We start from the raw sequence: 26,775 nt of genomic DNA on the forward strand, positions 1-26,775 counted from the left end.
TAGCTATCAATTTTGAGTATTTCTGCGCACCCGCAGAAACAGCCAGCCGGTGATGGACAGGTTCAGCAAATTCCAGCCAATGCCGTTCACAAACGCGGCGTGGTAGCTGCCGGTGATGTCGAAGATCCAGCCCGACAGCCAGCCGCCCAGCGCCATGCCCACCAGCGTGGCCATGATCACGGCGCCCACCCGCACGCTGGCCTGGGCGGGCTCAAAGTGCTCGCGCACGATGATGGCGTAGGTCGGCACGATGCCGCCCTGGAACAGGCCGAACAGCGCCGAGATGATGTACAGCGGCACCAGTCCGTCGTACGGCAGAAACAGCAGCAGCGCCACACCCTGCAGCGCCGAGCCCAGCAGCAGCGTGCGGATGCCGCCGATGCGGTCGCAGATCAGCCCGAAGACCAGGCGGCTCACGATGCCGCAGGCCAGCATGAGCGACAGCATCTGCGCGCCCTGGGCCGCGCCAAACCCCAGGTCGGTGCAGTAGGCAACGATGTGCACCTGCGGCATGGCCATGGCCACGCAGCAGGCCACGCCCGCCACACACAGCAGCGCCATCGCGGTGCCCGGCGCCAGGCCAAAGGGGCGGGCGCGGTCCACGGGCATGGTGCTGGCGCCAACCGCTGCAGCCTGGATGGCGGGCGGGCGCTGGCGCATGCGCAGGGACAGGGCCAGCATGCCCAGGCCGCAGACCACGCCCAGCGCCATGTAGGTGGGCCGCCAGCCGATGGTGTCGATGCCGTACTGCACGATGGGCGGCCAGAGCGCGCCCGCCACGTAGTTGCCGCTGGCACACACCGCCACCGCAATGCCGCGCCGCCGGTTCCACCACAGCGCGGTGTCGGCCAGCAGCGGCGCAAAGGTGGCCGAGCTGCCGATGAACCCCATCACCGCATGCGCGATGCCAAACGCCCAGATGCTGCCGGAGAGCGCCGCGCCCACAAAACCGCCCAGCACGGCCAGCGCGCCGAGCCACAGCACGGGCGTGAGGCCGTGGCGGTCGGCGAGTCGGCCGGTGACCAGGCCGCCCAGCCCCAGGCAGACCATCATCAGCGTGTAGGGCAGCGAGGCGCTGGCGCGACCGACGCCGAACTCGGCCTGCACCGCCGGGAGCACCACCGACACCACGTACATGCTGCTGTTGCCCAGCACCACCAGGCCCAGCGTGGCCAGCAGGCGCTGCAGGGCCTGGCGCGAGTCGATGAGGGAGGCGTCTGCAGCGGGCGCAGAAATAGGAGTCAAATCGGCCCTTTGCGCCTGATCAGCATGCCTTGGATGCTATCAATTTTGATAAACCTTAAGAAGCCAGCAGCGTGGCAGGCTCCTCGCCGCCAATCACCTGCTGCGCCCAGGGCGCGAGCTTGCGGGTGTCGGCGCGCAGCACCTCCTGCTTGATCGCCAGGATCTGCGCGGGGTGCATGGAGAAGCTGCGCAGGCCCAGGCCCAGCAGCAGGCGCGTCATGGTCACGTCGCCCGCCGTTTCGCCACACACGCACACACTTTTGCCCTGGCGTTCACCCTCGGCGATCACATCGCCCACCAGGCGCAGCACGGCGGGGTGCAGCGGGTCGTACAGGTGGGCCACGGCCTCGTCGGCACGGTCGATGGCCAGCGTGTACTGGATCAGGTCGTTGGTGCCGATCGAGAGGAAGTCGAAATACTTGAGGAAGGTGCGCACCATGAGCGCGGCGGCGGGCACCTCGATCATCGCGCCCAGCTGCACGGGGCCGTAGGGCTCGCCACGCGCGTCCAGCTCGGCGCGGGCCAGATCGACCTGGGCCAGCGTCTGCTGGATCTCGTGCGTGTGCGCGAGCATGGGGAACAGCAGGTTCACCTTGCCATGCGCGGCCGCACGCAGCACGGCGCGCAGCTGGGTGCGGAACATGGCCGGGTCGGCCAGGCTCCAACGGATGGCGCGCAGGCCCAGCGCGGGGTTCAGGTAGTTGTCCTTGTGGGCCTTGTTATCGAGCGGCTTGTCGGCCCCCACGTCGATGGTGCGGATGGTGACCGGCAGGCCCTGCATGCCGTCGATGGCCTCGCAGTAGGCGCGGTACTGCTCGTCTTCGCCGGGCAGGTTACCGCTTTTGCCCATGAACAAAAATTCGCTGCGGAACAGGCCCACGCCCACGGCGCCTGCGCGCACGGCGGCGGCGGCGTCGCCGGGCTGCTCGATGTTGGCCAGCAGCTCGATCTTGTGGCCGTCGATGGTGATGGCGGGCGTGTGCCGCAGGCGCGCCAGGCGTTCGCGCTCCAGCTCGACCTGGCGCTGGCGAAAGCCGTATTCGGCCAGGATGATGGGCGAAGGATCGACGATGACCACGCCCGCATCGCCGTCGATGATGACCCAGTCGTCCTGCCGCACCAGCTGGCTGGCGGCGCGCGCGCCCACTACGGCGGGGATGTCCATGCTGCGCGCCACGATGGCGGTGTGCGATGTCTTGCCGCCCACGTCAGTCACAAACCCGGCGAACACGCTTTGCTTGAACTGCAGCATGTCGGCGGGCGAGAGGTCGTGCGCCACCAGCACCAGGGGCACGTCCACCGTGTCGTCCAGCAGCAAATCCTGCTGCGTCTTGCGGCGCGGGCTGCTGGCGGGTGGCGCCACGGGGCTGGCCACGCCCTTCATGTGGCGCAGGATGCGCTCCACCACCTGCTCCAGGTCGGCCTTGCGCTCGCGCAGGTACTCGTCCTCCATCTCGTCGAACTGGCGCGCAATCACTTCGAGCTGCGTGGTCAAAGCCCACTCGGCGTTGTACAGCCGCTCGGTGATCCAGTGCTTGACGCCGCCGGTCAAGGCCTCGTCCTGCAGCAGCATCAGGTGCACATCGAGCAGCGCGGTCAGCTCGTGCGGCGCGTCGGTGGGCATGTCGGTCTGCAGGCGCTGCAGTTCCTCGACCACGGCGTTGCGGCCCTGGCGCACGCGCTCGATTTCGCCCTCGACCTGGGAGGGCTCGACAAAATAGTGCGCCACATCCACGCGGCTCGATGCCACCAGCACGGCACGGCCGATGGCGATGCCGCGTGCGACGGCGAGACCGTGGACGGAAAAGGTCATGGTGGTGTCACGGGGTCAAAAGGGCCAAGAAAACGGTCGAGGGGATCACTCCCCTTCGCCAAATTTGTCGTTGATCAGCGCCAGCAGGGCATCCATGGCCTCTTGCTCGCGGTCGCCGCTGGTTTCCAGCTCCACCTCGGAGCCCAGCCCGGCGGCCAGCATCATCACGCCCATGATGCTCTTGGCGTTGATGCGGCGGTCGCCCTTGCTCATGAAAACGTCGCAGGGAAAGCTGCCGGCCAGCTTGGTGAGCTTGGCCGATGCGCGGGCGTGCAGGCCCAGTTTATTGCTGATGGTCGTACGGGTCTTGATCATGTCGGTGACGGCGGTTCTGGTTCTGTGGCGCGGAAATGGCCACCTGCATCACCCCCTGCGTGCCCCCCACCACCGCGCGGCTGACCACGGAGTCGAGGGGTTCGGCCCGGTAGCTCACGGCGCGCAGCAGCATGGGCACGTTGACACCTGTCACCAGGCGCGAGCGCACGCCATCGACCAGGCGCTGCGCCACGTTGCACGGCGTGGCGCCAAACACGTCGGTCAGCACCAGGGTGGAATCGGTGCCCAGCTGCTCCAGCAGGATGCGCGCCTGGGCCAGCGATTCTTCGGGCGGCTGGTTGGGCTGCACATCCAGCGCGGCCACGCTGCTGCCGCAGTCGGCAAACACGTGCAGCGCACATTCGCGCAGCGCATGGGCCAGTGGGGCGTGGGCAATGATGAGGATGCTGGTGGGGCTCATGGTCAGGACTTACGCAATACAGGGCATCAACACATCGCGTGTCACAGGGACGCGGCCCGTTGTTGCATCGGCATGTGCGCAGGTCTTCATGGTGTGGGGGTTGGCAGCACATTATGGCGCCGCCCCCGCAGCAGGAACCACGCATAGGCGCCCGCGTTGCACACCAGGTACACCGCCATGGCCGCCTGGAACGCAGGCACCGTGGCCAGCCCGGCCCCCGCAAACGCATCCACGGCCAGGCCAATGCCCCACTGCACCACAAACACGCCCACAAAAATCACCAGGTTGTAGGCCGACAGCGCCCGCCCCGCCAGCGCCTGCGGGAACGCCATGGCCACGGCGGGCTGCGACAGCGACACAAAGGTGCACGACACACAGAACAGCGCCCAGGCCCCGCCCCCGGCCTGCGGACCGGCCAGGATGATGCCCAGCAGCACCACCGAACACAGCGGCAGGCCCCAGGCCATGAGCCGGTCGGCCCCAAAGCCCTTGCGCAGCAGCCAGGGGTTGAGCATGCCCCAGGACCAGAAGGTACAGAGCATGGACACGTTGATCCAGAACAGGCCGGTGGCGGCCTCCAGCGCGGTGTAGCCCGCCACGCGCTGCATCCACGGCCCGGCCCACAGGGTCTGCATGGCCACCATGCCGCCGTAGCAGAAGAACCCCAGCGGCGCGAGGCGCTGGAAGTAAGGGTGGCGCCAGACCACCCCATAGCCCTGGGGCACGGCCTCTGCGGCGCCGGAGTCTGCCTTCACCTGCCCCGCCGGGCCCCAGCCCGGCACCCAGACGGCGATCACCACCATCGACAGCGCAATCAGCACCGCCAGCCCCCAGAACAGCGGGCGCCAGCCCACCAGTGGCAAGGCCCATTGCACCGGCAGCGTGGACGCCACCATGCCCAACGAGCCGGTCATCAGCATCCACGAGTTGGCCCGCATCTGGGCCACGGGGTCCAACCAGCGGCGGTAGCCCGTGAGCGGCGCCATCAGGCAGGCGCTGACACCCGCGCCGCACAGCACGCGCCCGGCCAGCAAGCCCGAAAACCCCGTGGCCGCCGAAAACACCAGGCTGCCCACCACGGCCACGCCCAGAAACCCCAGCGCGACCTTTTTGGGCCCGTGGCGGTCCAGCCAAGTGCCCAAAGGCAGCTGGGTGGCCGAAAAGCCCAGAAAGTACCCGCCCGCCAGCAGCCCCAGGTCCCGCGCCTGCAACGAGAACTCCTGGGCCAGCGTCGGCGCCAGCGTGGCCGTGACGGCGCGCACCAGCGCCGACAGAAAGTAGGCAAAGGCAAACGCCAGAAAGACGATGACGGCCGCCCGCCGCGGCAACACGCTGCTGCTCATGGCAGCGCCAGTCCGGCGAAGAACTGGTCGGCCACCTCGGGCCGGGGCTTCTGGCTGTAGACCACCGCGTGGAACAGCCGCACCTCGGGGCCTGCCGCGCGCGCAAACCACACGGCCTGCGCCGTGACCGCAGCGCCATCCGCGCGCTGGCCCTGGGCCACCGTGCGCAGCGACTGCGGCAGCGGCAAGGCGCCGCGCGGTGTGTAGGGGGTGTCGGCCGCCGAGGTGGCCGCCTGCGGCCCCAGGCGCGCCAGCACCGCCGCGCGCCAGTGGGTGAGCGCCGTGCCCACCTGGGCCGGGTCCGCCAGCGCCGCGTGCGACACGGCAAAGGTCGCGCCATCGGCATCGCAGCCCACCATGGCCAGCGCCACCGGCGCCCCGGCCAGCTCCACGGTGCGGGTGGCCTGGTCAGGCTTGCAGGGCAGCGTGATGGTGAGGCCCGCCTCGGGCAGCGGCACGGTGCGCCAGTTCAGCGCGGGGCTGCAGCCCGCCAGCAGCAGGGCCAGCGCCCCGGTCAATGTCCTATGCATCGGCCCATTATCGACAGAGCGTCGGCACAGCGGCCCGAACTTTTGCGGCTGGGCCGACTCGACCCCCTGGGCCAGCCCTCCGGCACAATGCCGGATGGGCCTCAGAGCCTCGTTCTTTCTGGATGGATGGTGAAGTCATGGCGATCAAGCATTGGGCAGCAGGTGTGGCGGTGGCGGCGTTTGCGGCCGTGGGTGCATACGTGTACCTGGACACGGGCCGCGCCGAAGCGCCCGCATCGACCTTTGTGTTGCTGGATGGCACCAGCAAATCCACTGCTGACCTGAAGGGCAAGGTCACCCTGGTGAACTTCTGGGCCACCAGCTGCACCACCTGCGTGGCCGAGATGCCCGAGATCGTCGCCACCTACAACAAGTACAACACCAAGGGGTTCGAGACCCTGGCCGTGGCCATGAGCTACGACCCGCCCAGCTACGTGGTCAACTTTGCCGAAACCCGCAAGCTGCCCTTCAAGGTGGCGATCGACAACACCGGCAACGTGGCCAAGGCCTGGGGCGATGTGCGCCTCACGCCCTCGACCTTCATCGTCAACAAGCGCGGCGAGATCGTGAAAACCTATGTGGGTGCGCCCAATTTCCCCGAGTTGCACCAGCTCATCGAGAAGCTGCTGGCCGAGACCTGACCCGGTGTGAGCCGGACGGCGAGGCTGCTCTGACGAACAAGGGGCTGATTTCCAAAGAAATCAGCCCCTTGCGCGCTATGGGATTGCCCTATCAGCTATTCATTCAATAGCAATCATCACTTCGCACGGTAGTTGTCGTGGCAGGCCTTGCAGGTGCCTGCGGCAGCGCCGAATGCGGTCTTGAGGTTGTCGAGGTTGCCCGTCTTGGCAGCGGCGGCCAGCTTGACCGACTCGGCTTGCAGCTTGTCGGAATGTTCCTTGAACTTGGCCTGCTCCGTCCAGATCTCCGGCAGCGCCTTGGTGGGTGCGCCCTTGTCCGTGCCCGCGCCAAAACCGGCCCAGGGCAGCTTGGCCATTTCGGCCACCACGTCGGCGTTCTCCTGCGCAGCCTTGGCATCAAACGGCACACGGCCATTGGCCATGGCGCCCAGGCGGCCAAAATGCTGGCCCATCACGAAGAGTGCGCTCTGGCGGTATTTGATGGCGTCCTCGGCCTTGGCAAACTGGGCCGAGGCGGGGGCCGACACGGTCAGCGTGGCGGCGGCAAGGGCAAATGCGGCAAGTGCTTTCATGGGAGATTTCCTTTGTCGTGGGGTGGGCTCCCACCTTGGGGCCCGGTGGCAGTATGCCGCGTCAGACCTGTTTTCGCATGGCCGGGGCCCTTCCGGCCGCGCGTGGCCTCCTTCACAATGCGCCCATCCCCTCCCCGTTCCCTCCCCTTTACCTCGCCTTCCCCACCATGACGCCACACACCGTACGCATCTGGGACCTCCCCACCCGCCTCTTCCACTGGGCCCTGGCCGCCTGTGTCGTCGGCCTGGTCATCACCGCCAAGGTGGGCGGCAACGCCATGGAATGGCACTTTCGCCTGGGCTACGCGGTGCTGGCGCTGCTGGTGTTCCGGGTGGTCTGGGGGTTGATCGGCGGGCGCTGGTCGCGCTTCTCGGCCTTTTTGTATTCACCCGCCCGGCTCGTGCGCTACCTGCGCGGCAACGCCCACCCCGAGGACAACGCCGGGCACAGCCCGCTGGGGGCGCTGTCGGTGCTTGCGCTGCTGGCCGTGCTGGGCGCACAGGTGGGCACGGGCCTGCTGAGCGACGACGAAATCGCTTTTGCCGGGCCGCTCACCCGTTTTGTCTCCAACGCCGTGGTGGGCCAGGCCACGGGTTACCACAAAGAGATCGGCCAGTACCTCGTGCTCGGCCTGGTCGCGCTGCATGTGCTGGCCGTGCTGTTCTACGTGGTGGTGCGCAAGCACACCCTGGTGCGCCCCATGCTGGGCGGCGACAAGGCCCTGCCCACGCCCGCCGCGCCCTCGCGCGACGACGCGCTGAGCCGTGCCCTGGCGCTGGTGGTGCTGGCTGGCAGCGCTAGCCTGGCCTGGTGGGTCTCGTCGCTGGCCATGGCGGCGGGGTTCTGACGGGCTGCTCAAGGAACGACCTCGCTACACTGCGGCTTCCATCGTTTTGCCCCCTCGCGTTTTGGACAAGCCTTCCATCACCCTGCGAACCCCCAGCACCCCCACCGAGCTGGACGCCGTGCGCGACATCTTTCGGGAATACGCCAGCACCCTGGGCGTGGACCTGTGTTTCCAGGGGTTTGACGCCGAACTCGCCCAGCTACCGGGCGACTACGCCGAGCCGCGCGGCGCCCTGCTGATCGCCGAGGTCGAAGGCGCTGTGGCAGGCTGCTGCGCCCTGCGCCCCCTGGACACCGCCGACTACCCCAACGCCAGCGAAATGAAGCGCCTGTTTGTGCGCAAGGCGTTTCGGGGTTTTGGCCTGGGGCGCGAGCTGGCCGAAGCCATGCTGGACCGCGCGCGCCAAGCGGGCTATGCCTGCGTGTTGCTCGACACCCTGGACGACATGGAATCTGCCCGCGCGCTGTACACCGATCTGGGGTTTGAGGAGATTCCGCCCTATTACCACAACCCGATTGCCGGGGCGCATTACCTCAAGGTCGATATTTCTTGAGCTTTTTCGGGCCTTTGCGCGCATCCCATAAGCCCTGATAGCTATCATTTTGATAGTTCACATAGAATCACAGCGGCCTGGTGCCAAGCATGTCGAGCCTGCACAGGTTCGGGCCATGGGGCAGCCCCACGGTGTTCTCCTCATACGCCCACATTGGGGCGCGCGAACCAGCCGCCACCGGTGGCAAACAGTTCGCGCCCAACCCGCTGGTTGGTACCAGGCCAACCTCTTTCTGAACGCCGTGCCGTGACGCTGTCGGCCCCCATCCGCGCCCTGGCCAGGGCCTTGGCACTGGCCCTGCTGGCCGATGCGGACAGCCCCGAGCGCCGCAGCCTGCGCGCACTGGCGGCCCGGGCCGGGCACTGCCTGGGCCATGCCGCCCCGGAGCCCGGAAACCCACCTTTGCCCGAGGTGCTCTTCGAGCAGCTGCGCCGCCTGTCCACGGTGTCCACCGCCGAATGGGTCCGGCTGGAACCCGAAGACCTCGCCACCTGGCTGTGCCGGGGTTTCTGGTGGCGCAAGGCCGGGGTGCGCAACGGCACCGCGCCCTGGCCGTTGCAAGATGACGGGGAACTGATCACCGAAGACGATGACGGCGACGGCGACGACCCCTCCGCCACGCCGTGGCACCTGCGGACCGACGCCCAGCTTGCCCAGAGCTTCCGCACCTGGGCGGCCAGCCCCCGCACGCGCGGGCCCTTGCACTGGCTGCTGCGCCCGGGCACGGCAGGCCCGGCACCCGCCTGGATGGGGCGTGCCCCGCAGTGCTCCGCCCCCGTGCTGGCCACGGCACAGGACCTGGTCCAGCTGCTGGGCGTTCCCCTGGAGGATCTGCTGTGGCTGGCGCCCGACCATGCCCACTGGCGCGAACCCCAGGGCGGTTGCGCCCTGCCCGCATCGCACTACCGCTATCGCCTGCTGCCCAAACCCAGCGGCGGCCTGCGCCTGCTGGAGGCCCCGCGCCCGCGCCTGGCAACCGCCCAGCGCCGCATTCTGGACCGCCTGCTGGCAGACATCCCCGTCCACGAGGCCGCGCACGGCTTTGTGCGGGGCCGCAGTGTGGGGAGCCATGCGCAGGCGCACACCCGGCAGGCGGTGGTGGTCCGTTTTGATCTGGCCGACTTTTTCACCCACATCAACGCCACGCGGGTGCGGACGCTGTGGCGCGCGCTGGGGCATGGCCGCCCAGCGGCCGAGCTGCTCACGCGCCTGACCACCACGCGCACCCCTGCGCCTGTCCGCGAACGCCTGTGGGAAGGCAGCGCACCGACCTCGGCGCAGACGATTGTGCAGCGCCGCACCACCCACGCCCGCCTGGCGCAGCTCCATCTGCCCCAGGGGGCACCCACTTCACCCGCTCTGGCGAATCTGTGCGCGTTCGGGCTGGACTTGCGGCTGCATGCGCTGGCGCAGCGCTTTGGCGCACGCTACACGCGGTATGCGGATGACTTGGTGTTTTCAGGCCCGCAGAACCTGCAGGGCCAGTTTGGCGCGCTGCGCGCCTGGGTCGGCGCCATCGCGCAGGACGAGGGTTTTGCACTGCGCGGTGACAAAACCCGGCTGATGCCCGCGCACCGGCGCCAGTCCGTCACGGGGCTGGTGGTCAACCAGCGCCCCAACTACAGCCGTGAGCAGTTCGACATCCTGAAGGCCCGGCTGCACCGGCTGGCGCGCCTGCCCGGGGTGGATGTGGCCGAACGCGCGCGCCTGGAGGGAGAAATCCACTGGGCTGGCCAGTGGCTGGCACCGACGCGCAAGGAGAAGCTCCAGCGGCTGTTCGGTGCCATCCGATTCACGGACGCGCCTTAGGACAAGAGGACTCAGGCCTTCTGGGCTTGCTGCAGCAGCGTGTCCGCGTCGCTGACTTCGAACTTGCCAGGGCCTTCCACGTTGAGTGTGAGCACCTTGCCGTCGCGCACCAGCATCGAGTAGCGGTTGCTGCGCAGGCCCAGGCCCTTGCCCGTCAGGTCCAGGGTGAGGCCGGTGGCCTTGGCGAAGGTCGCATCGCCGTCGCCCAGCATGCGCACTTTGCCGTCGGTCTTCTGGTCACGCGCCCAGGCGCCCATCACGAAGGCGTCGTTCACGCTCACACACCAGATTTCGTCCACGCCAGCGGCCTTGAACTCGGCGGCCTTCTCGATGTAGCCAGGCACATGCTTGGCCGAGCAGGTGGGCGTAAAGGCGCCAGGCAGCGCAAACAGGGCAATCGTCTTGCCCGCCGTGGCCTTGTCCACGGGCACGGGGTTCGGGCCAATGCTGCAGCCTTCACCTTCGACTTCGGAATATTCCATCAGCGTGCTGGCAGGCAGGGTGTCACCGACTTTGATCATTGTTATCTCCTTGGAGGTTGGTAGATGGGGGAAGGGGTCCACGGACCCCGGGTGGGCCTGGGAATTTGCCGGGGCCATCCAAAAAAAGGCGGCCCACAAAGCAAAACGACCCACATTGTGGGTCGTTTTGAAGGGCCTTGCAGGCCGGGGGGTTGCCCCGGGCTTCAATGCAGCACTGCTTATTACAGCAGACCGGCCTTTTGCACCAAGCGGGTAGCCACCCAGTTCTTGGTCTTGGAGAGCGGACGGCTCTCGGTGATTTCGATCGTGTCGCCCAGCTTGTACTCGTTGTTTTCGTCGTGCGCGTGGTACTTGCTCGACTTGCCAACGATCTTGCCGTAGAGCTCGTGCTTCACACGGCGCTCGATCAGCACGGTCACGGTCTTGTTACGCTTGTCGCTGACCACCTTGCCAACCAAGGTGCGCTTGAGGGATTTTTTAGCTTCCGTCATAGGGGCTCCTTACTTGGCGGCTTGCTTTTCAGCAAGGATGGTCTTGGCACGTGCGATATCGCGGCGGGTGGTGCGCAGCGTGTTGGTGTTACCCAGTTGCTGCGTAGCCTTTTGCATGCGCAGGCCGAAGTGGGCCTTTTGCAACGCCTTGATTTCGGCTTCGATGCCGGTAACGTCTTTTTGGCGCAGTTCAGTAGCTTTGGTCATTTTCATGGTCTCCTGAATTACGCGCCAAGGTGACGGCTGACGAACGTGGTGCGCAGCGGGAGCTTGGCAGCAGCCAGGCGGAACGCTTCACGGGCCAGTTCTTCAGGCACACCGACGATTTCGAACACGATCTTGCCGGGCTGGATTTCGGCCACGTAGTACTCGGGGTTGCCCTTACCGTTACCCATACGCACTTCTGCGGGCTTGGTAGAGATTGGCTTGTCCGGGAACACGCGGATCCAGATACGGCCGCCACGCTTGACGTGACGCGAAATCGCACGGCGTGCAGCTTCGATCTGGCGAGCCGTCAGACGGCCACGATCGGTGCACTTCAGACCGAAATCACCGAAAGCAACGGAGGCACCCCGCGTTGCAACACCAGTGTTACGGCCCTTTTGCTCTTTGCGGTACTTACGGCGAGCAGGTTGCAGCATAGTTATTCTCCTTTACCGTCCGCTGCTGTAGCGGGCGCGGCGACTTTGCGTACGCGCTTAACGGCGGTGTTATCAGCGCCACCAGCTTCCGCTGGCTTGTCGCTGCCGTCGGCCGGAGCGGTGTTGCCACCGACAGGACGACGTGGGCCACGGCCTGCGCCTGGACGGTCGCCACCTGGGCGGCCATCACGGCGTGGACCGCGTGGGCGGCGCTCTTCGTCTGGACGAGGCGTTTCCACGGCTGGCAGGTCGTTACGACCCAGCGTGTCACCCTTGTAGACCCAGACCTTGACGCCGATCACACCGTAGGTGGTCTTGGCTTCAGAGGTGCCGTAGTCGATGTCCGCACGCAGCGTGTGAAGTGGCACGCGGCCTTCGCGGTACCACTCGCAACGAGCGATTTCGATACCGTTCAGACGGCCGGACGACATGATCTTGATGCCCTGGGCACCCAGACGCATGGCGTTTTGCATGGCGCGCTTCATGGCACGGCGGAACATGATCCGCTTTTCGAGCTGTTGCGTGATGCTGTCGGCGATCAGCTTGGCATCGATTTCAGGCTTGCGCACTTCTTCGATGTTCACTGCGACAGGCACGCCCAGGCGCGACGCGAGTTCCTTCTTCAGGTTCTCGATGTCTTCACCCTTCTTGCCGATCACCACACCAGGACGTGCCGAGTAAATGGTGATGCGGGCGTTCTTGGCGGGGCGCTCGATCAGGATGCGCGACACAGCCGCGTTCTTGAGCTTGGCCTTCAGGTACTCGCGCACCTTGATGTCTTCGGCCAGCATGCCGGCGAAGTCACGGTTGCTGGCGTACCAACGGCTGGACCAGTTGCGGCTGACCGCAAGGCGGAAGCCGGTAGGATGGATTTTCTGTCCCATAGTCTTCCCGAGCCTTTAGTTGCCAACCGTCACGTACACATGGCACGTGGGCTTGCTGATGCGGTTGCCGCGGCCTTTGGCGCGCGCGGTGAAGCGCTTGAGCGTGGTGCCTTGTTCGACGTAGATGGTCTTGACCTTCAATTCGTCGATGTCAGCGCCATCGTTGTGTTCGGCGTTGGCAATGGCCGACTCCAGAACCTTCTTGACGATGCCAGCAGCTTTTTTCTGCGTGAACGTCAGGATGTTCAGAGCTTGGTCCACCTTCTTGCCGCGGATCAGATCGGCGACCAGACGGCCCTTATCGACCGACAGACGGACGCCCCGGAGGACTGCACGTGTTTCAGACATGGTCGTTCCTTACTTCTTCGCTTTTTTGTCAGCGGGGTGACCCTTGAAGGTGCGCGTCAGGGCGAATTCGCCCAGCTTGTGGCCCACCATCTGGTCGGTGACATAGACCGGCACGTGCTGCTTGCCGTTGTGCACGGCAATGGTCAGACCGATGAACTCGGGCAGAACCATGGAGCGACGCGACCAGGTCTTGACTGGTTTCTTGTCCTTGGTGGCAACGGCCTTTTCGACCTTGGCCAGCAAGTGATGGTCAACAAATGGACCCTTTTTGAGAGAGCGAGTCATCTGTTACCCCTTACTTCTTGCGACGCGACACGATCATGATCTGTGTGCGCTTGTTGTTACGGGTGCGATAACCCTTGGTCAGATTGCCCCAAGGATCGACTGCATGGCGGCCTTCGCCGGTGCGGCCTTCGCCACCACCGTGAGGGTGATCCACCGGGTTCATGGCCACGCCGCGAACCGTTGGGCGAATACCCATCCAGCGCTTCACACCGGCCTTGCCCAGTTGGCGCAGGCTGTGTTCTTCGTTGGCCACTTCGCCAATGGTGGCGCGGCATTCGATGTGGATCTTGCGCACTTCACCCGAGCGCATGCGCACTTGAGCGTAGGTGCCTTCGCGGGCCAGCAGGGTTGCCGAAGCACCAGCCGAGCGGGCGATCTGTGCACCGGCACCGGGCTTGAGCTCGATGCAGTGGATGGTCGAACCCACGGGGATGTTGCGGATAGGCAGCGTGTTGCCAGCGCGGATCGGGGCTTCCGAACCGGACAGCAGGGTTGCGCCCACTTCCAGGTTACGGGGAGCGATGATGTAGCGGCGCTCGCCGTCGGCATAGCACACCAGAGCGATGTGGGCCGTACGGTTCGGGTCGTACTCGATGCGCTCAACCTTGGCCGGAATACCGTCCTTGTTGCGCTTGAAGTCCACAACACGGTAGTGGTGCTTGTGGCCACCGCCCTTGTGACGGGTGGTGATGTGACCGTTGTTGTTGCGGCCGGCCTTCTGGAACTGGGGTTCCAGCAGGGGAGCAAACGCTTCACCCTTGTACAGGTGGTCACGCGTGACCTTCACCACGGCACGTTGGCCGGGCGAAGTGGGTTTCATCTTAATGACAGCCATGATTACGCGGCCTCCCCGGAGAGGTTCAGCTCTTGACCTGGCTGCAGCGTGACGTATGCCTTGCGAACATTGTCGCGGCGGCCGACGGTCTTGCCGAAGCGCTTGGTCTTGCCTTTGGTGTTCACCACGGAAACGCCCTTGACCTCGACCTTGAACATCAATTCCACAGCGGCTTTGATTTCTGGCTTGGTAGCGTTCTGCAGCACCTTGAACGTCACAGCATTGGACTTTTCAGCAACCATGGTGGCCTTTTCGGACACGATGGGAGCGACCAGCACTTGCATCAGACGACCTTCGTCAAACTTGAGCGTGCTCATGCGAACATCTCCTTGAGTTTGTCGATTGCGCCCTTGGTGACGAGCACTTTCTTGAATCGGACCAGCGACACGGGATCGGCGTAACGGGGCTCAACGACGAGCACGTTCACCAGATTGCGGGAGGCCAGGTACAGGTTTTCGTCCACTTCGTCGGCAATCACCATCACCGATTGCAGGTTCATCGCCTTGAACTTGTCGGCCAGGACCTTGGTCTTGGGGGAGTCAAGCTTCAGCGAATCGACAACAGCCAGACGGCCTTCGCGGGCCAGCTGCGACAAGATGGCAGACATACCGGCGCGGTACATCTTCTTGTTGATCTTCTGCGTGAAATTTTCGTCAGGCATGTTCGGGAAAATCCGACCACCCCCACGCCACAGTGGCGAGGAAGTCATACCTGCACGTGCGTTACCCGTACCCTTTTGCTTGAAAGGCTTCTTGGTCGAGTGACGGACTTGTTCGCGGTCTTTTTGAGCGCGAGTGCCTTGGCGTGCGTTGGCCTGGTAGGCCACCACGATCTGGTGCACCAGATCTTCGTTGTATTCACGACCGAACACGGTTTCAGGAACATCCAGCTTGGATGCGCCTTGGCCTTGGTCATTCAGGAGTTCGAGCTGCATTAGTTCGCTCCTTTGGAGGCTTTGGCCTTGATGGCGGGACGCACCGTCACGAACCCACCCTTGGAGCCCGGAATAGCGCCCTTGATCAAGAGCAGTTGACGCGCTTCGTCGATGCGGATGACATCGAGGTTTTGCGTGGTCTTGGTGACGTCGCCGAGGTGGCCCGTCATGCGCTTGCCGGGGAACACGCGACCGGGGTCTTGTGCCATACCGATAGAGCCAGGCACGTTGTGCGAACGGCTGTTACCGTGCGACGCGCGCTGCGAGGCCATGTTGTGGCGCTTGATGGTACCGGCGTAGCCCTTACCGATGGAGGTGCCTTGCACGTCCACCTTCTGGCCGACAGCAAAAACATCAGCCACAGGCACTGCAGCACCCGCGGCATACTTGCCGGCGGTTTCTGCGGTCACGCGGAATTCCTGGATGATTTCACCGGCTTCCACACCTGCCTTGGCAAGGTGGCCGGCTTCTGGCTTGGTCACGCGCGATGCTTTGCGCGAACCGAACGTGACCTGCAGGGCCACGTAGCCATCGTTCTCTTGGGTTTTGATCTGGGTAACGCGGTTGTTGGACACATCCACCACCGTGACAGGCACTGCGTCCCCATCATCGGTGAACAGACGCATCATGCCCACTTTGCGACCCAGCAACCCGAGGGAGTTGCTCAGACTCATTGGTTTTCTCCAAAACTTCCACCGCTGCGACTTCAATTGGCCTCAGCGTTTTTGCTCAGCACTTGCGCGCCAGCGTGCGAAAGAAGGTTAATAAAACTCCACCCCAACCCCGCAGCTTTGCAGGCGCGAGAAAGGCGAAGCCCTAAAGTATAACGCGGACTGCTCTTTCGAGCAAGTCCGCGTTACAAACCATCGGGCTGACCCTTGCGGACCAGCCTTCCGGGATTATTGCAGCTTGATTTCGACGTCCACGCCAGCAGGCAGGTCGAGCTTCATCAGGGCATCAACGGTCTTGTCCGTTGGGTCCACGATGTCCATCAGACGCTGGTGCGTGCGGATTTCCAGCTGGTCGCGCGACGTCTTGTTGACGTGGGGCGAACGCAGGATGTCGAAACGCTTCATGCGCGTTGGCAGGGGCACGGGGCCCTTGACGATGGCGCCGGTGCGCTTGGCGGTGTCAACGATCTCGGCAGCGGACTGGTCGATCAACTTGTAATCGAAAGCCTTCAGGCGGATGCGGATTTTTTGCTTGGACATGGCAAGTTCCTTGTTCTGCTTATGAATTAAGCAATGACCTTGGCCACGACGCCAGCGCCCACCGTGCGACCGCCTTCGCGGATAGCGAAGCGCAGACCTTCTTCCATGGCGATGGGGTTGATCAGCTTCACAGTGATCGACACGTTGTCACCAGGCATGACCATTTCCTTGTCGGCTGGCAGCTCGATGGCGCCAGTCACGTCGGTCGTGCGGAAGTAGAANCCTTCGCGGATAGCGAAGCGCAGACCTTCTTCCATGGCGATGGGGTTGATCAGCTTCACAGTGATCGACACGTTGTCACCAGGCATGACCATTTCCTTGTCGGCTGGCAGCTCGATGGCGCCAGTCACGTCGGTCGTGCGGAAGTAGAACTGAGGACGGTAGTTGTTGAAGAAAGGCGTGTGACGGCCACCTTCGTCCTTGGACAGAACGTACACCTCAGCCGTGAAGTGGGTGTGGGGCTTGATCGAGCCGGGCTTGCACAGCACTTGGCCGCGTTCCACGTCTTCGCGCTTGGTACCGCGCAGCAGCAGGCCGACGTTGTCGCCAGCTTGGCCTTGGTCCAGCAGCTTGCGGAACATTTCCACGCCGGTGCAGATGGTCTTTTGCGTGTCCTTGATACCGACGATTTCGATTTCTTCGCCGACCTTGATGATGCCGCGCTCGATACGGCCGGTCACCACGGTGCCACGGCCAGAGATGGAGAACACGTCTTCCACAGGCATCAGGAAGGCACCGTCCACAGCGCGCTCTGGCGTGGGGATGTAGGTGTCCAGGGCTTCGGCCAGCTTCATGATGGCTTCTTCACCCAGCTTGCCCTTGTCGCCTTCCAGGGCGAGCTTGGCGGAGCCACGGATGATGGGGGTGTCGTCGCCTGGGAAGTCGTACTTGTCCAGGAGTTCGCGCACTTCCATTTCGACGAGTTCCAGCAGTTCTTCGTCGTCCACCATGTCGCACTTGTTCAGGAACACGATGATGTAAGGCACGCCCACTTGGCGGGCCAGCAGGATGTGCTCACGGGTCTGGGGCATRGGGCCGTCAGCGGCCGAGCACACCAGGATAGCGCCGTCCATCTGGGCAGCGCCGGTGATCATGTTCTTCACATAGTCGGCGTGACCAGGGCAGTCCACGTGGGCGTAGTGGCGGTTGGCCGTTTCGTATTCCACGTGGGCGGTGTTGATCGTGATACCSCGGGCCTTTTCTTCGGGCGCTGCGTCGATCTGGTCGTAGGCCTTGGCTTCGCCGCCGAACTTGGCCGACAGCACGGTAGCGATGGCTGCCGTCAGGGTCGTCTTGCCATGGTCCACGTGGCCGATCGTGCCCACGTTGACGTGGGGCTTGGTNGCCTTTTCTTCGGGCGCTGCGTCGATCTGGTCGTAGGCCTTGGCTTCGCCGCCGAACTTGGCCGACAGCACGGTAGCGATGGCTGCCGTCAGGGTCGTCTTGCCATGGTCCACGTGGCCGATCGTGCCCACGTTGACGTGGGGCTTGGTGCGTTCAAACTTACCTTTTGCCATTTCAATTCTCCAAAGAGCAATCCCTGTGTAGTGGTTTTACGTCTGCATCTGGTTGCTGAATCACCCCGCACAGGGAACAGGGTGGCACCGGATCGCAGACAAAACAAAGCCCAGGCCCAAGAGGCCCGGGCGAAGCGCTTACTTACTTGGCGCGTGCTGCCATGATGGCTTCGGACACGTTGCGAGGGGCTTCGCTGTAGTGCTTGAATTCCATCGTGTAGGTGGCGCGGCCTTGCGACATCGAGCGCAGGGTCGTGGAGTAGCCGAACATTTCAGACAGGGGCACTTCGGCCTTGATAGCCTTGCCACCGCCCGGGATATCGTCCATGCCCTGCACCATGCCGCGACGGCTGGACAGATCGCCCATCACGTTGCCGGCGTAGTCTTCAGGCGTTTCCACTTCCACGGCCATCATGGGTTCCAGAATGACTGGACCGGCCTTCTTGCAGCCTTCCTTGAAGCCGAAGATGGCAGCCATCTTGAACGCCAGTTCGTTCGAGTCCACATCGTGGTACGAACCGAAGTGCAGCGTGACCTTGACGTCCACCACGGGGTAACCCGCCAGCACGCCTTGCGTCACGGCTTCGTTGAAACCCTTTTCCACGGCAGGGATGAATTCGCGAGGAACCACACCGCCCTTGATCGCGTCCACGAACTCGTTGCCCTTGCCGGCTTCGTTGGGCTCGATCTTGAGCACGACGTGGCCGTACTGGCCCTTACCACCAGACTGGCGCACGAACTTGCCTTCGGCTTCTTCCACCGTCTTGCGGATGGTTTCGCGGTATGCCACCTGGGGCTTGCCCACGTTGGCTTCCACGCCGAATTCACGCTTCATGCGGTCCACGATGATTTCCAGGTGCAGCTCGCCCATACCGGCGATCAGCGTCTGGCCCGATTCTTCATCGGTCTTCACGCGGAACGATGGATCTTCTGCGGCCAGGCGCTGCAGAGCGATGCCCATCTTTTCCTGGTCGGCCTTGGTCTTGGGTTCCACGGCCTGTGTAATCACAGGCTCAGGGAACACCATGCGCTCCAGAATGATCTGGGAGTCGATGTCGCTCAGCGTTTCACCGGTGGTCACGTCCTTCAGGCCCACGCAGGCAGCGATGTCGCCAGCGCGAATTTCTTCGACTTCCTGGCGCTCGTTGGCGTGCATCTGCACGATACGGCCGATACGTTCCTTCTTGCCCTTGATGGGGTTGTAGACGGTGTCGCCCTTGCTCAGAACGCCGGAGTACACACGCACGAAGGTCAGCTGGCCCACGAACGGGTCGGTCATCAGCTTGAACGCCAGGGCAGAGAACTTCTCGCCGTCGTCCGCCTTGCGGGTCACGGGCTGCTCGTCTTCGTCGGTACCCGTCACGTCCGGAATGTCCGTCGGTGCTGGCAGGTAGTCGATCACGGCGTCCAGCATGCGCTGCACACCCTTGTTCTTGAACGCAGTACCGCACAGCATCGGGTGGATTTCCGTGGCGATGGTGCGCGTGCGCAGGCCGAACTTGATCTCGGCTTCCGTCAAGTCACCTTCTTCCAGGTACTTGTTCATCAGGTCTTCAGAGGCTTCAGCAGCCGCTTCGACCATCTTCTCGCGCCATTCCTTGGCGGATGCGACCAGATCAGCGGGAATTTCTTCGTAGCTGAACTTCATGCCTTGCGAAGCCTCATCCCACAGGATGGCCTTCATCTTCAGCAGATCGACCACGCCGGTGAACTTGTCTTCGGCGCCGATCGGGATCACGACGGGCACGGGGTTCGCCTTCAGGCGCAGCTTCATCTGGTCATAGACCTTGAAGAAGTTGGCACCGGTACGGTCCATCTTGTTCACAAAGGCCAGACGTGGCACCTTGTACTTGTTGGCCTGGCGCCAGACGGTTTCCGACTGGGGCTGTACGCCACCCACGGCGCAGTACACCATGCAGGCGCCGTCGAGCACGCGCATCGAACGTTCCACTTCGATCGTGAAGTCCACGTGACCGGGGGTGTCGATGATGTTGAAGCGGTGCTCTTCGTACGAGTTGTCCATGCCCTTCCAGAAGCAGGTCGTGGCAGCCGAGGTGATCGTGATGCCGCGCTCTTGTTCCTGCTCCATCCAGTCCATGGTGGCAGCGCCGTCGTGCACTTCACCAATCTTGTGGCTCACGCCCGTGTAGAACAGGATACGTTCGGTGGTCGTGGTCTTGCCAGCGTCAATGTGGGCCGAGATACCGATATTGCGGTAGCGCTCGATGGGAGTCTTGCGAGCCATGGTGGATCCTTGGATGGGTCGTGTTATTCAGGGGAAGGGTGCAGCATTGTGGCGCTGCGACCCGTCAATTTTGTGACCACCTCAATCGCCACAAGGCTGCAGGCAAAAATGCCGGCAGCCTTGCGCTTGGCGACGAAGCGATTCGTCGATTTAGAAGCGGAAGTGGCTGAATGCCTTGTTGGCTTCGGCCATGCGGTGCACTTCGTCACGCTTCTTCATGGCGCCGCCACGGCCTTCGGTGGCTTCCAGCAGCTCGTTGGCCAGGCGTTGGGCCATCGACTTTTCACCACGCTTGCGGGCGGCTTCCTTGATCCAGCGCATGGACAGAGCCAGGCGACGGACAGGACGCACTTCCACGGGCACTTGGTAGTTGGCACCGCCCACGCGGCGGGACTTCACTTCCACCATGGGCTTCACGTTGTTGATGGCAACGGTGAAGGCTTCCAGAGGGTCCTTGTCGGGGTGCTTCTTCTCGATCAGCTCCAGGGCGCCGTAAATGATGCGCTCTGCAACTGCCTTCTTGCCGCCTTCCATGATCACGTTCATGAATTTGGACAGCTCTACATTGCCGAACTTGGGATCCGGCAGGATTTCACGTTTGGGGACTTCGCGACGACGTGGCATTTTTTACCTCTATCTTTGCTTCAGCTGGCGTCTTTTCAGACACCGCGAGAGTCATTAAAACTCCCACTTACTCGACCCGCGCAGAACACCTGCGTTTGGGGTCACTACGCTGCATCACCGCGCCACGCGGGAAACAGCACCGAAAATTCTTTGCAAAAAAGCGCAGGGCTTACTTGGCCTTGGGCTTCTTGGCGCCGTACTTGGAGCGCGCTTGCTTGCGGTCTTTCACGCCTTGCAAGTCGAGCGAACCACGCACGATGTGGTAACGCACACCGGGCAAGTCCTTGACACGACCGCCACGAACCAGCACCACGCTGTGTTCCTGCAGGTTGTGGCCTTCACCGCCGATGTAGGAGATCACCTCAAAACCGTTGGTCAGGCGCACCTTGGCAACCTTACGCAGAGCGGAGTTAGGCTTCTTAGGCGTCGTGGTGTACACACGGGTGCACACGCCGCGGCGCTGTGGAGAGTTTTCCATCGCAGGGCTCTTGGACTTGGTCTTTTCGACCTCGCGCCCCTGACGGACCAGTTGATTGATGGTTGGCATGAAATACGTCCCTAAACGTAAAAAACGAAAACGTGAAACCCTTCGGAAATTCCGAAAAGCCTTCTAATGTAGCAGCAAGCCCCTGAACGGGCAAGCAGTACAAGGCTTTCCCCCATGGACGCAACGAGCGTTCACTCCATACCCCGCCGGACTGCAGCGCAAAGCATCGCCACCCACAACCGTCGAAAGCGCGCTACCCACGCGGGGGCAGCCGTGCAAGGGCCGCCCCGCCGCACCGGCTGCGTCCCCCTTCCCGAATCGCGCAGCGATTCGAGAGAAGGGGTGAAGGCGCGACAGCGCCTCAGGGGGTTGCCCTCTATTTAATCCAAAGACGGATCGCATCCCAGGCGCGACCCAAAATTCCCGCCTGCTCCACCGCCTCCAGCGCCACCAAAGGCACCTCGCCGATGGACTGCTCGCCCAGCATCACCTTGAGGGTGCCAATAGGCTGGCCCTTGGTGTAGGGCGCCACCAGCGGATCAGGGCGGGATATCTGGGTGGTGACCTTGCCAGCGCTGCCTGCTGGCACGGCCACGACGATGGCCTCTTCGCGGCCGATTTTCAACACGCTGTCCTTGCCCTTCCAGACGGCGGGGGTGGCCACGGGCTTGCCCGCGTCGAACAGCTTGACGGCTTCGAACGCGGTGTAGCCCCAGTTCAGCAGTTTCTGGCTTTCGTTCGCGCGCGCGTTTTCGCTCGCAGCGCCCAGCACGATGGACAGCAGCCGGCGCTGGCCCACGCCGGGGAATTCACGCTTGGACGTGGCCACCAGACAGTAACCCGCCGCAGCGGTGTGGCCGGTCTTGAGGCCATCCACGGTCGGGTCGCGGAACAGCAGCGAATTGCGGTTGTTGCCGTTCGATGCGGGCGTGCCCGGGTAGCTGTACTGCTTGGTGGAGTAATAGTGCATGTACTCCGGAAAGTCCTTCATCAGGCGCATGGCCAGCATGGACAAATCGCGCGCCGTGGTGGTGTGGCCGGGTTCGGTCAGGCCTTCGGGGTTCTTGTAGCTGGTGCCATTCATGCCCAGGGCCTTGGCCTGGTCGTTCATGAGCTTGACGAAGTTCTCGGCCGTGCCGCCCACGCCTTCGGCCAGGGCCATGGTGGCGTCGTTGCCGGACTGCACGATCATGCCCTTGATGAGGTCTTCGACCGGCACCTGCATCTTGGGGTCGATGAACATGCGCGAACCGGGCATCTTCCAGGCGCGCACGCTCACGGGCAGCTTCTGGTCCAGCGCGATCTTCTTGGCACGCAGCGCGTCAAACACCAGGTAGCCCGTCATGAGCTTGGTGAGCGAGGCCTGCTCCACCGGCGCGTCGATGTCCTTGGCGGCCAGCACCTGATTGGCGGTGACATCCACCAGCATGTAGGTGCGCGCGGCGATTTCAGGGGGCTGGGGCGCCTGGGCCAGGGCGCCAAAGGCCGCCGGGGCCACCGCAGCAAAGACGGCCAGGGATCGCAACGCAGACAGGATTCGTTTCATGGGGCAACAGGGGGCTGGGGAGGCTCGGAAAAAGAGGAAAAGAAAAACGCGCAGAGAGGGGAAAAGGCCCGGAGAGCCCGGGCTGCCCCCTCAGGCGCCCGATTGCAGGTGGTGCACCACCAGATTCTTCAAAAGCGGCAATTGTCCGTGAAAGAAATGCCCCCCCGCCGGGATCACTGTGACAGGCAGTATCTGGGGCCGCGCCCAGTCCATGACGGACGCCAGCGGCACGGTGTCGTCCGCCTCGCCGTGCACCACCAGGGTGCGCAGGTGGGCGTCGGGCGGCACGGGGGCCACAGTGAAACGGCTGGCGGCGGTGCCGACCAGCACGGCCTGGTCCACACGGCCTGTGGGCCAGAGCGTGGCCAGCGCGTGGCTGGTGACAAACGCGCCAAACGAAAAACCTGCCAGCGCAATGCGCTGGCCTTCGGCTGCAGGCGCCACCTGCTCGACCACGGCCAGCAGGTCCTGCAACTCGCCCCGGCCGTCGTCATGTGCACCCGCCGTGCCGCCTACACCCCGAAAGTTGAAGCGCACGGCCGTGTAGCCGCATTGCACAAAGGCGCGCGCCAGGGTCTGCACCACCTTGTTGTCCATGGTGCCGCCAAACAGCGGGTGGGGGTGGGCGATGATGGCCACGCCCCGGGGGCTGGCGCCGTCGGCCAGTGCGGCGCTGTCGCGCACGGCCTCGATGGCGCCTGCGGGGCCGGACAGGGTCAGGCGTTCGGTCTGGGCATTCACGGGATTGCTACTCAATTAATAGCTACAAACGCTTATCCATCAGGCGCAAGCAGCCAAAATCATTCAAAAAAGACAGGGGAATGGAGCCCGCATCAGCGGCCAAGTTCCGCCGGTGTGACCAGGCGCTCCACCACCTGGCCGTTCTTGAGGTGCGATTCGACGATCTCGTCGATGTCGGCCGCGTCCACATAGGTGTACCAGGTGCCCTCGGGGTAGACCACGGCCACGGGGCCGCCCGCGCAGCGGTCCAGGCAACCGGCCTTGTTCACACGCACCTTGCCTGCGCCTGCCAGCCCGGCCGCCTTGACCTGGGCCTTGCAGCGGTCAAAACCCGCCTGGGCGTTGTGGTGGGCGCAGCTGTCTTCGCCGTTGGTGCGGTCGTTCAGGCAGAAGAAGATATGGCGCTGGTAGTAGCCGGGCGCTGCGGCCGGTGCGGAGGAGGTGTCACTCATCCGGGCATTTTAAGTTTGCGCATCCCGCCGGGACACCCGCAAAAGCACATACAGCAGCGTGGCATAAGGCCACAGCCAGCCCAGCCACTGCCCCAGACCATAAAAGCGGATGAAGCGGCCCTGCTCCCAGATCTGCAGGGTCTGGGCAAAGTACGCGCTGGTGGGCGCCTGGTTGAGCAGCGCCAGATGCCAGGCCAGCGCCAGCAGCAGCACGGCGGCGCAGGCTCGGCGCGGCAGGGCCACCAGCAGCAGCGCCAGCGCCAGTGCCCCCCACACGCCCACGCGCACGGGCAGGCTCATCCATTCCCAGGCGTGCACCGGGCCCCAGCTCAGCGCGGCCGACAGCGCCGTGAGGACCACGCCCACCACCACCACGCCCAGCGCAAACAGTGCGCGCCGCCCCATCTGGCGGATCACGCAGTAGCCCAGCAGGCAGGGGATGAGCAGGCCCAGCGTGACGCACAGCAGCTCGCCACTGGGCGAAAGCGGGTCCAGCGCGGCCTCGCGCAGGGGCAGCCAGTCGAGAAACGGGGTGTCGGCCAGCAGTTCGATGAGCGCCGCCTCCAGCCGCTCCAGCACCTGGCCCAGCCCAAAAGGCACGGCCGCCGGGAACAGCAGCGCCATCGGCCACAGCGCCAGCAGCACCATGCCCCCGCTGGCGTCCGCGACAAACCAGCGCGAGCGGAAGTCGCTCCAGCGGTCCAGAGCACCCAGGCGCTCCAGCAGCGCCGCGCTCAGGGCGCCCGCCAGGGTGCCGCCGATGTTGAGCAGCAGGTCCAGGTTGGACGGCACGCGCCGGGGCAGGTAGATCTGCAGAAACTCCAGAGACAGCGACAGCAGCGCGCCCACCACCGTGGCCAGCAACACCGCCCCCCGGCCCCAGCCCGAGCGCAGCATGCCCAGCACCAGCAAAAAACCCAGCGGCGCATAACCGGCTGCGTTGGTGACCACGTCAAACCCCGTCCAGTACGGCGGGGGCAGGCGGGCCAGCAGGAACACCAGCGGGTCGATGCCCTGCGCACGCCAGCCGTCAAACGGGAACAGGCTCGCAAAAACGATGAGCGCCGTGTAGATCAGCGCGAGCGGCCAGGCGGAGGTCTTGTGCACCGGCTCAGAAAGGCTTGACGACCACCAGCACCACCGCCAGCAGCAGCAGCAGCACAGGCGCCTCGTTGAACCAGCGGAACCACACGTGGCTCTTGCGGCAGGTGCCGTCGGCCAGCTTGCGCAGCAGCACGGCGCAGGCATGGTGGTAGCCGATCACCAGCACCACCACGGCCAGCTTGGCGTGCATCCAGCCATTTCCCTGTGACGCAGGGCCCCGGCCGATGCCATAGCCCATCCACAGCCACACGCCCAGGGCCAGCGCGGGCACCGCCAGCAAGGTGGTAAAGCGAAGCAGCTTGCGCGCCATCAGCAGCAGCCGGTCGCGCTCGGCCACCGAGCCTGGCGCCACCATCGCCAGGTTGACGAAGATGCGTGGCAAATAGAAAAGGCCAGCAAACCAGCTGGCCACGAAGACGATGTGAAAGGCTTTGACCCAGAGCATGGGTGCAGTTTACGTTCCAGCAAGCTTTGCCACAGCCGAGGGCCGGACAAAAAAAGCCCGGCTGTCCGCCGGGCCAGGAAAGCCTGTTTTGCATTGCTGCAATCCGAGGCCCCGCTCAGGGAGGAAAGCGGGGGGCAGCAAGCCGCCCGGCGCCAATTTAGCACCGGGCACACGCTGTTACAAGCGGCATATCCCGACGCTGGCACGGCCACATGGAGCATGTGCAACCGGCACGCACCTGGCCCGGCGCTCCCAGCGCACCCGTGGATCCGGCTTCGCCGGTCCAGCGGGTGCGTCCCCCTCGGGGGGAAGCCGCGCAGCGGCACAGGGGGGGCTTCATAATCCACAAGATGCACCTCCAAAGCCCCGCCCCCTTCCCCCAGAACCGCCCCCGCCGCCTGCGCCGCGACGCCTTCACCCGCCGCCTGGTGCGCGAGAACCTGGTCACCGCCGACGACCTGATCTACCCCGTGTTCGTGCACGAGGGCCAGGGCCGCAGCGAGGCCATTGCATCGATGCCGGGCGTGGAGCGCCTGAGCCTGGACCTGCTGCTGCCCGTGGCCGAGGACTGTGTGAAGCTGGGCATCCCGGTGCTGGCGCTGTTCCCGGCGATCGACCCGGCGCTCAAGACGCCGGACGGCAAGGAAGCCCTGAACCCCGACGGCCTGATCCCGCGCGTGGTGCGGGCGCTGAAGAAGGAGTTTCCCGACCTGGGCGTGATGACCGACGTGGCGCTGGACCCGTACACCAGCCACGGCCAGGACGGTGTGCTGGACGAGACCGGCTACATCATCAACGACGAGACGGTGGAGATCCTCACCGGGCAGGCGCTCACGCATGCCGAGGCGGGCGTGGACATCGTCGCGCCCAGCGACATGATGGACGGGCGCATCGGCGCGATCCGCGAGGCGCTGGAGGTGCAGGGCCACATCCACACCCGCATCATGGCCTACAGCGCCAAGTACGCGAGCGCCTTCTACGGCCCCTTCCGCGACGCGGTGGGCACGCGCGGCGCCCTGGGCAAGGCCGACAAGAACGTCTACCAGATGGACCCGGGCAACAGCGACGAGGCGCTGCGCGAGGTGGCCATCGACATCGCCGAAGGCGCCGACATGGTGATGGTCAAACCCGGCATGCCCTACCTGGACATCGTGCGCCGCGTGAAGGACGAGTTCAAGGTGCCCACCTTCGCCTACCAGGTCAGCGGCGAGTACGCCATGATCAAGGCCGCCGCCGCCAACGGCTGGCTGGACCACGACGCCGTGATGATGGAAAGCCTGCTGGCCTTCAAGCGCGCAGGCGCCGATGGCGTGCTGACCTACTTTGCGCGCGACGTGGCCCGGAAACTTCAAAAATAATAGCTACCCGCGCTTACCCAGCGCGCGCAGAAGCCATTTTTGAGCACAAATCCGG

32 protein-coding genes and 3 pseudogenes are annotated in these 26,775 nt (G+C 64.5%); 5 read left to right on the forward strand and 30 right to left on the reverse strand.

Going from position 1 to position 26,775, the window contains the following annotated elements:
- Nucleotides 1-6: 6 nt before the first annotated feature.
- The 6 genes from A1D30_RS07590 to A1D30_RS07615 form a co-directional block, all read right to left on the reverse strand.
- A complete protein-coding gene (locus A1D30_RS07590; RefSeq protein ID WP_063460855.1) occupies nt 7-1,236 on the reverse strand; it encodes an MFS transporter in 1,230 nt (409 codons plus the stop codon).
- Between the two features lie 64 nt (nt 1,237-1,300).
- The gene (gene ptsP, locus A1D30_RS07595) at nt 1,301-3,058 is read right to left on the reverse strand and encodes a phosphoenolpyruvate--protein phosphotransferase (protein WP_063460162.1); all 1,758 of its coding nucleotides are present in this window, start codon (nt 3,056-3,058) and stop codon (nt 1,301-1,303) included.
- Nucleotides 3,059-3,103: 45 nt separating this feature from the next.
- Nucleotides 3,104-3,373, reverse strand: coding sequence for an HPr family phosphocarrier protein (locus A1D30_RS07600; protein WP_063460163.1), 270 nt, complete (start codon nt 3,371-3,373; stop codon nt 3,104-3,106).
- The gene (locus A1D30_RS07605; protein ID WP_063460164.1) at nt 3,342-3,794 is read right to left on the reverse strand and encodes a PTS fructose transporter subunit IIA; all 453 of its coding nucleotides are present in this window, start codon (nt 3,792-3,794) and stop codon (nt 3,342-3,344) included. The genes A1D30_RS07600 and A1D30_RS07605 overlap by 32 nt, the downstream gene beginning before the upstream one ends.
- 86 nt (nt 3,795-3,880) lie before the next feature.
- A complete protein-coding gene (locus A1D30_RS07610) occupies nt 3,881-5,137 on the reverse strand; it encodes an MFS transporter (protein ID WP_063460165.1) in 1,257 nt (418 codons plus the stop codon).
- Nucleotides 5,134-5,667, reverse strand: coding sequence for a hypothetical protein (locus tag A1D30_RS07615; protein WP_063460166.1), 534 nt, complete (start codon nt 5,665-5,667; stop codon nt 5,134-5,136). The genes A1D30_RS07610 and A1D30_RS07615 overlap by 4 nt, the downstream gene beginning before the upstream one ends.
- A 137-nt stretch (nt 5,668-5,804) precedes the next feature.
- On the opposite strand from A1D30_RS07615, the gene A1D30_RS07620 reads away from it, so the two are divergent.
- Nucleotides 5,805-6,308, forward strand: coding sequence for a TlpA disulfide reductase family protein (locus A1D30_RS07620; protein ID WP_063460856.1), 504 nt, complete (start codon nt 5,805-5,807; stop codon nt 6,306-6,308).
- A 116-nt stretch (nt 6,309-6,424) separates the two neighbouring features.
- On the opposite strand, the gene A1D30_RS07625 is transcribed toward A1D30_RS07620, so the two are convergent.
- Complete coding sequence (locus A1D30_RS07625; protein WP_063460167.1) at nt 6,425-6,880, reverse strand: cytochrome c; 456 nt, start codon at nt 6,878-6,880, stop codon at nt 6,425-6,427.
- A gap of 167 nt (nt 6,881-7,047) precedes the next feature.
- Here A1D30_RS07625 and A1D30_RS07630 point away from each other — a divergent pair, with 167 nt between their 5' ends.
- The 3 genes from A1D30_RS07630 (at nt 7,048) to A1D30_RS07640 (ending at nt 10,090) form a co-directional block, all read left to right on the forward strand.
- On the forward strand, nt 7,048-7,728 hold the full coding sequence (locus A1D30_RS07630) for a cytochrome b/b6 domain-containing protein (RefSeq protein WP_063460168.1): 681 nt from the start codon (nt 7,048-7,050) through the stop codon (nt 7,726-7,728).
- A 61-nt stretch (nt 7,729-7,789) separates the two neighbouring features.
- Complete coding sequence (locus A1D30_RS07635; RefSeq protein WP_063460169.1) at nt 7,790-8,281, forward strand: GNAT family N-acetyltransferase; 492 nt, start codon at nt 7,790-7,792, stop codon at nt 8,279-8,281.
- Between the two features lie 246 nt (nt 8,282-8,527).
- Nucleotides 8,528-10,090: a reverse transcriptase family protein gene (locus A1D30_RS07640; protein WP_242421818.1), complete on the forward strand. Its 1,563-nt coding sequence runs from the start codon at nt 8,528-8,530 to the stop codon at nt 10,088-10,090.
- A gap of 11 nt (nt 10,091-10,101) precedes the next feature.
- Here the strand turns inward: A1D30_RS07640 and A1D30_RS07645 are convergent, their stop codons facing one another.
- The 23 genes and pseudogenes from A1D30_RS07645 to A1D30_RS07745 all read right to left on the reverse strand — a co-directional run bounded on the left by A1D30_RS07645 (nt 10,102) and on the right by A1D30_RS07745 (nt 25,362).
- On the reverse strand, nt 10,102-10,611 hold the full coding sequence (locus A1D30_RS07645) for a peroxiredoxin (protein WP_063460170.1): 510 nt from the start codon (nt 10,609-10,611) through the stop codon (nt 10,102-10,104).
- Nucleotides 10,612-10,793: 182 nt separating this feature from the next.
- The gene (gene rpsQ, locus A1D30_RS07650; protein ID WP_063460171.1) at nt 10,794-11,063 is read right to left on the reverse strand and encodes a 30S ribosomal protein S17; all 270 of its coding nucleotides are present in this window, start codon (nt 11,061-11,063) and stop codon (nt 10,794-10,796) included.
- A 9-nt stretch (nt 11,064-11,072) separates the two neighbouring features.
- Complete coding sequence (rpmC, locus tag A1D30_RS07655) at nt 11,073-11,270, reverse strand: 50S ribosomal protein L29 (RefSeq protein ID WP_063460858.1); 198 nt, start codon at nt 11,268-11,270, stop codon at nt 11,073-11,075.
- Between the two features lie 17 nt (nt 11,271-11,287).
- On the reverse strand, nt 11,288-11,704 hold the full coding sequence (gene rplP, locus A1D30_RS07660) for a 50S ribosomal protein L16 (RefSeq protein WP_015012190.1): 417 nt from the start codon (nt 11,702-11,704) through the stop codon (nt 11,288-11,290).
- A 2-nt stretch (nt 11,705-11,706) separates the two neighbouring features.
- Nucleotides 11,707-12,588 carry a 30S ribosomal protein S3 gene (gene rpsC / locus A1D30_RS07665; protein WP_063460172.1) on the reverse strand — a complete coding sequence of 294 codons (882 nt, stop codon included), beginning with the start codon at nt 12,586-12,588 and terminating at the stop codon, nt 11,707-11,709.
- 15 nt (nt 12,589-12,603) lie between these two features.
- Nucleotides 12,604-12,936, reverse strand: coding sequence for a 50S ribosomal protein L22 (rplV, locus tag A1D30_RS07670; RefSeq protein ID WP_005796970.1), 333 nt, complete (start codon nt 12,934-12,936; stop codon nt 12,604-12,606).
- Between the two features lie 9 nt (nt 12,937-12,945).
- The gene (gene rpsS, locus A1D30_RS07675; protein ID WP_010467177.1) at nt 12,946-13,221 is read right to left on the reverse strand and encodes a 30S ribosomal protein S19; all 276 of its coding nucleotides are present in this window, start codon (nt 13,219-13,221) and stop codon (nt 12,946-12,948) included.
- A 10-nt stretch (nt 13,222-13,231) separates the two neighbouring features.
- On the reverse strand, nt 13,232-14,056 hold the full coding sequence (gene rplB, locus A1D30_RS07680; RefSeq protein WP_063460173.1) for a 50S ribosomal protein L2: 825 nt from the start codon (nt 14,054-14,056) through the stop codon (nt 13,232-13,234).
- Nucleotides 14,057-14,058: 2 nt separating this feature from the next.
- A complete protein-coding gene (rplW, locus tag A1D30_RS07685; protein WP_007847815.1) occupies nt 14,059-14,373 on the reverse strand; it encodes a 50S ribosomal protein L23 in 315 nt (104 codons plus the stop codon).
- On the reverse strand, nt 14,370-14,990 hold the full coding sequence (rplD, locus tag A1D30_RS07690; protein WP_008906425.1) for a 50S ribosomal protein L4: 621 nt from the start codon (nt 14,988-14,990) through the stop codon (nt 14,370-14,372). The genes rplW and rplD overlap by 4 nt, the downstream gene beginning before the upstream one ends.
- A complete protein-coding gene (rplC, locus tag A1D30_RS07695; protein WP_063460174.1) occupies nt 14,990-15,664 on the reverse strand; it encodes a 50S ribosomal protein L3 in 675 nt (224 codons plus the stop codon). Before rplC ends, rplD begins: the two co-directional genes overlap by 1 nt.
- Nucleotides 15,665-15,889: 225 nt before the next feature.
- A complete protein-coding gene (gene rpsJ / locus A1D30_RS07700) occupies nt 15,890-16,201 on the reverse strand; it encodes a 30S ribosomal protein S10 (RefSeq protein ID WP_005796953.1) in 312 nt (103 codons plus the stop codon).
- A 26-nt stretch (nt 16,202-16,227) separates the two neighbouring features.
- Nucleotides 16,228-16,422: pseudogene (locus tag A1D30_RS26185) on the reverse strand (elongation factor Tu); the annotation flags it as partial.
- A 1-nt stretch (nt 16,423) separates the two neighbouring features.
- Nucleotides 16,424-17,544: pseudogene (gene tuf / locus A1D30_RS07705) on the reverse strand (elongation factor Tu); the annotation flags it as partial.
- 1 nt (nt 17,545) lies between these two features.
- Nucleotides 17,546-17,718 (reverse strand): annotated as a pseudogene (locus tag A1D30_RS26190) (GTP-binding protein); the annotation flags it as partial.
- A 142-nt stretch (nt 17,719-17,860) separates the two neighbouring features.
- The gene (fusA, locus tag A1D30_RS07710) at nt 17,861-19,963 is read right to left on the reverse strand and encodes an elongation factor G (RefSeq protein WP_063460175.1); all 2,103 of its coding nucleotides are present in this window, start codon (nt 19,961-19,963) and stop codon (nt 17,861-17,863) included.
- 150 nt (nt 19,964-20,113) lie between these two features.
- Nucleotides 20,114-20,587: a 30S ribosomal protein S7 gene (rpsG, locus tag A1D30_RS07715; RefSeq protein WP_005798541.1), complete on the reverse strand. Its 474-nt coding sequence runs from the start codon at nt 20,585-20,587 to the stop codon at nt 20,114-20,116.
- 169 nt (nt 20,588-20,756) lie between these two features.
- Complete coding sequence (gene rpsL, locus A1D30_RS07720; RefSeq protein ID WP_015012185.1) at nt 20,757-21,134, reverse strand: 30S ribosomal protein S12; 378 nt, start codon at nt 21,132-21,134, stop codon at nt 20,757-20,759.
- A gap of 316 nt (nt 21,135-21,450) precedes the next feature.
- Complete coding sequence (locus A1D30_RS07725) at nt 21,451-22,620, reverse strand: D-alanyl-D-alanine carboxypeptidase family protein (protein ID WP_063460176.1); 1,170 nt, start codon at nt 22,618-22,620, stop codon at nt 21,451-21,453.
- A 90-nt stretch (nt 22,621-22,710) separates the two neighbouring features.
- Nucleotides 22,711-23,361 (reverse strand): alpha/beta fold hydrolase, encoded by a 651-nt coding sequence (locus A1D30_RS07730; protein WP_063460177.1) that lies wholly within the window; start codon nt 23,359-23,361, stop codon nt 22,711-22,713.
- A 92-nt stretch (nt 23,362-23,453) separates the two neighbouring features.
- Entirely contained in the window at nt 23,454-23,813 is a 360-nt protein-coding gene (locus A1D30_RS07735) for a hypothetical protein (protein ID WP_063460178.1), read from the reverse strand.
- Nucleotides 23,814-23,822: 9 nt separating this feature from the next.
- Nucleotides 23,823-24,920 carry a VanZ family protein gene (locus tag A1D30_RS07740; RefSeq protein ID WP_063460179.1) on the reverse strand — a complete coding sequence of 366 codons (1,098 nt, stop codon included), beginning with the start codon at nt 24,918-24,920 and terminating at the stop codon, nt 23,823-23,825.
- Between the two features lie 4 nt (nt 24,921-24,924).
- Complete coding sequence (locus tag A1D30_RS07745) at nt 24,925-25,362, reverse strand: CopD family protein (RefSeq protein ID WP_063460180.1); 438 nt, start codon at nt 25,360-25,362, stop codon at nt 24,925-24,927.
- A gap of 350 nt (nt 25,363-25,712) precedes the next feature.
- Here A1D30_RS07745 and hemB point away from each other — a divergent pair, with 350 nt between their 5' ends.
- Nucleotides 25,713-26,720: a porphobilinogen synthase gene (gene hemB / locus A1D30_RS07750; protein ID WP_063460181.1), complete on the forward strand. Its 1,008-nt coding sequence runs from the start codon at nt 25,713-25,715 to the stop codon at nt 26,718-26,720.
- The last annotated feature ends 55 nt before the right edge of the window (nt 26,721-26,775 follow it).

Origin of the sequence: Acidovorax sp. GW101-3H11 (genome assembly GCF_001633105.1) — a bacterium.
In the GTDB taxonomy this organism is placed as follows: Bacteria; Pseudomonadota; Gammaproteobacteria; order Burkholderiales; family Burkholderiaceae_C; genus Acidovorax.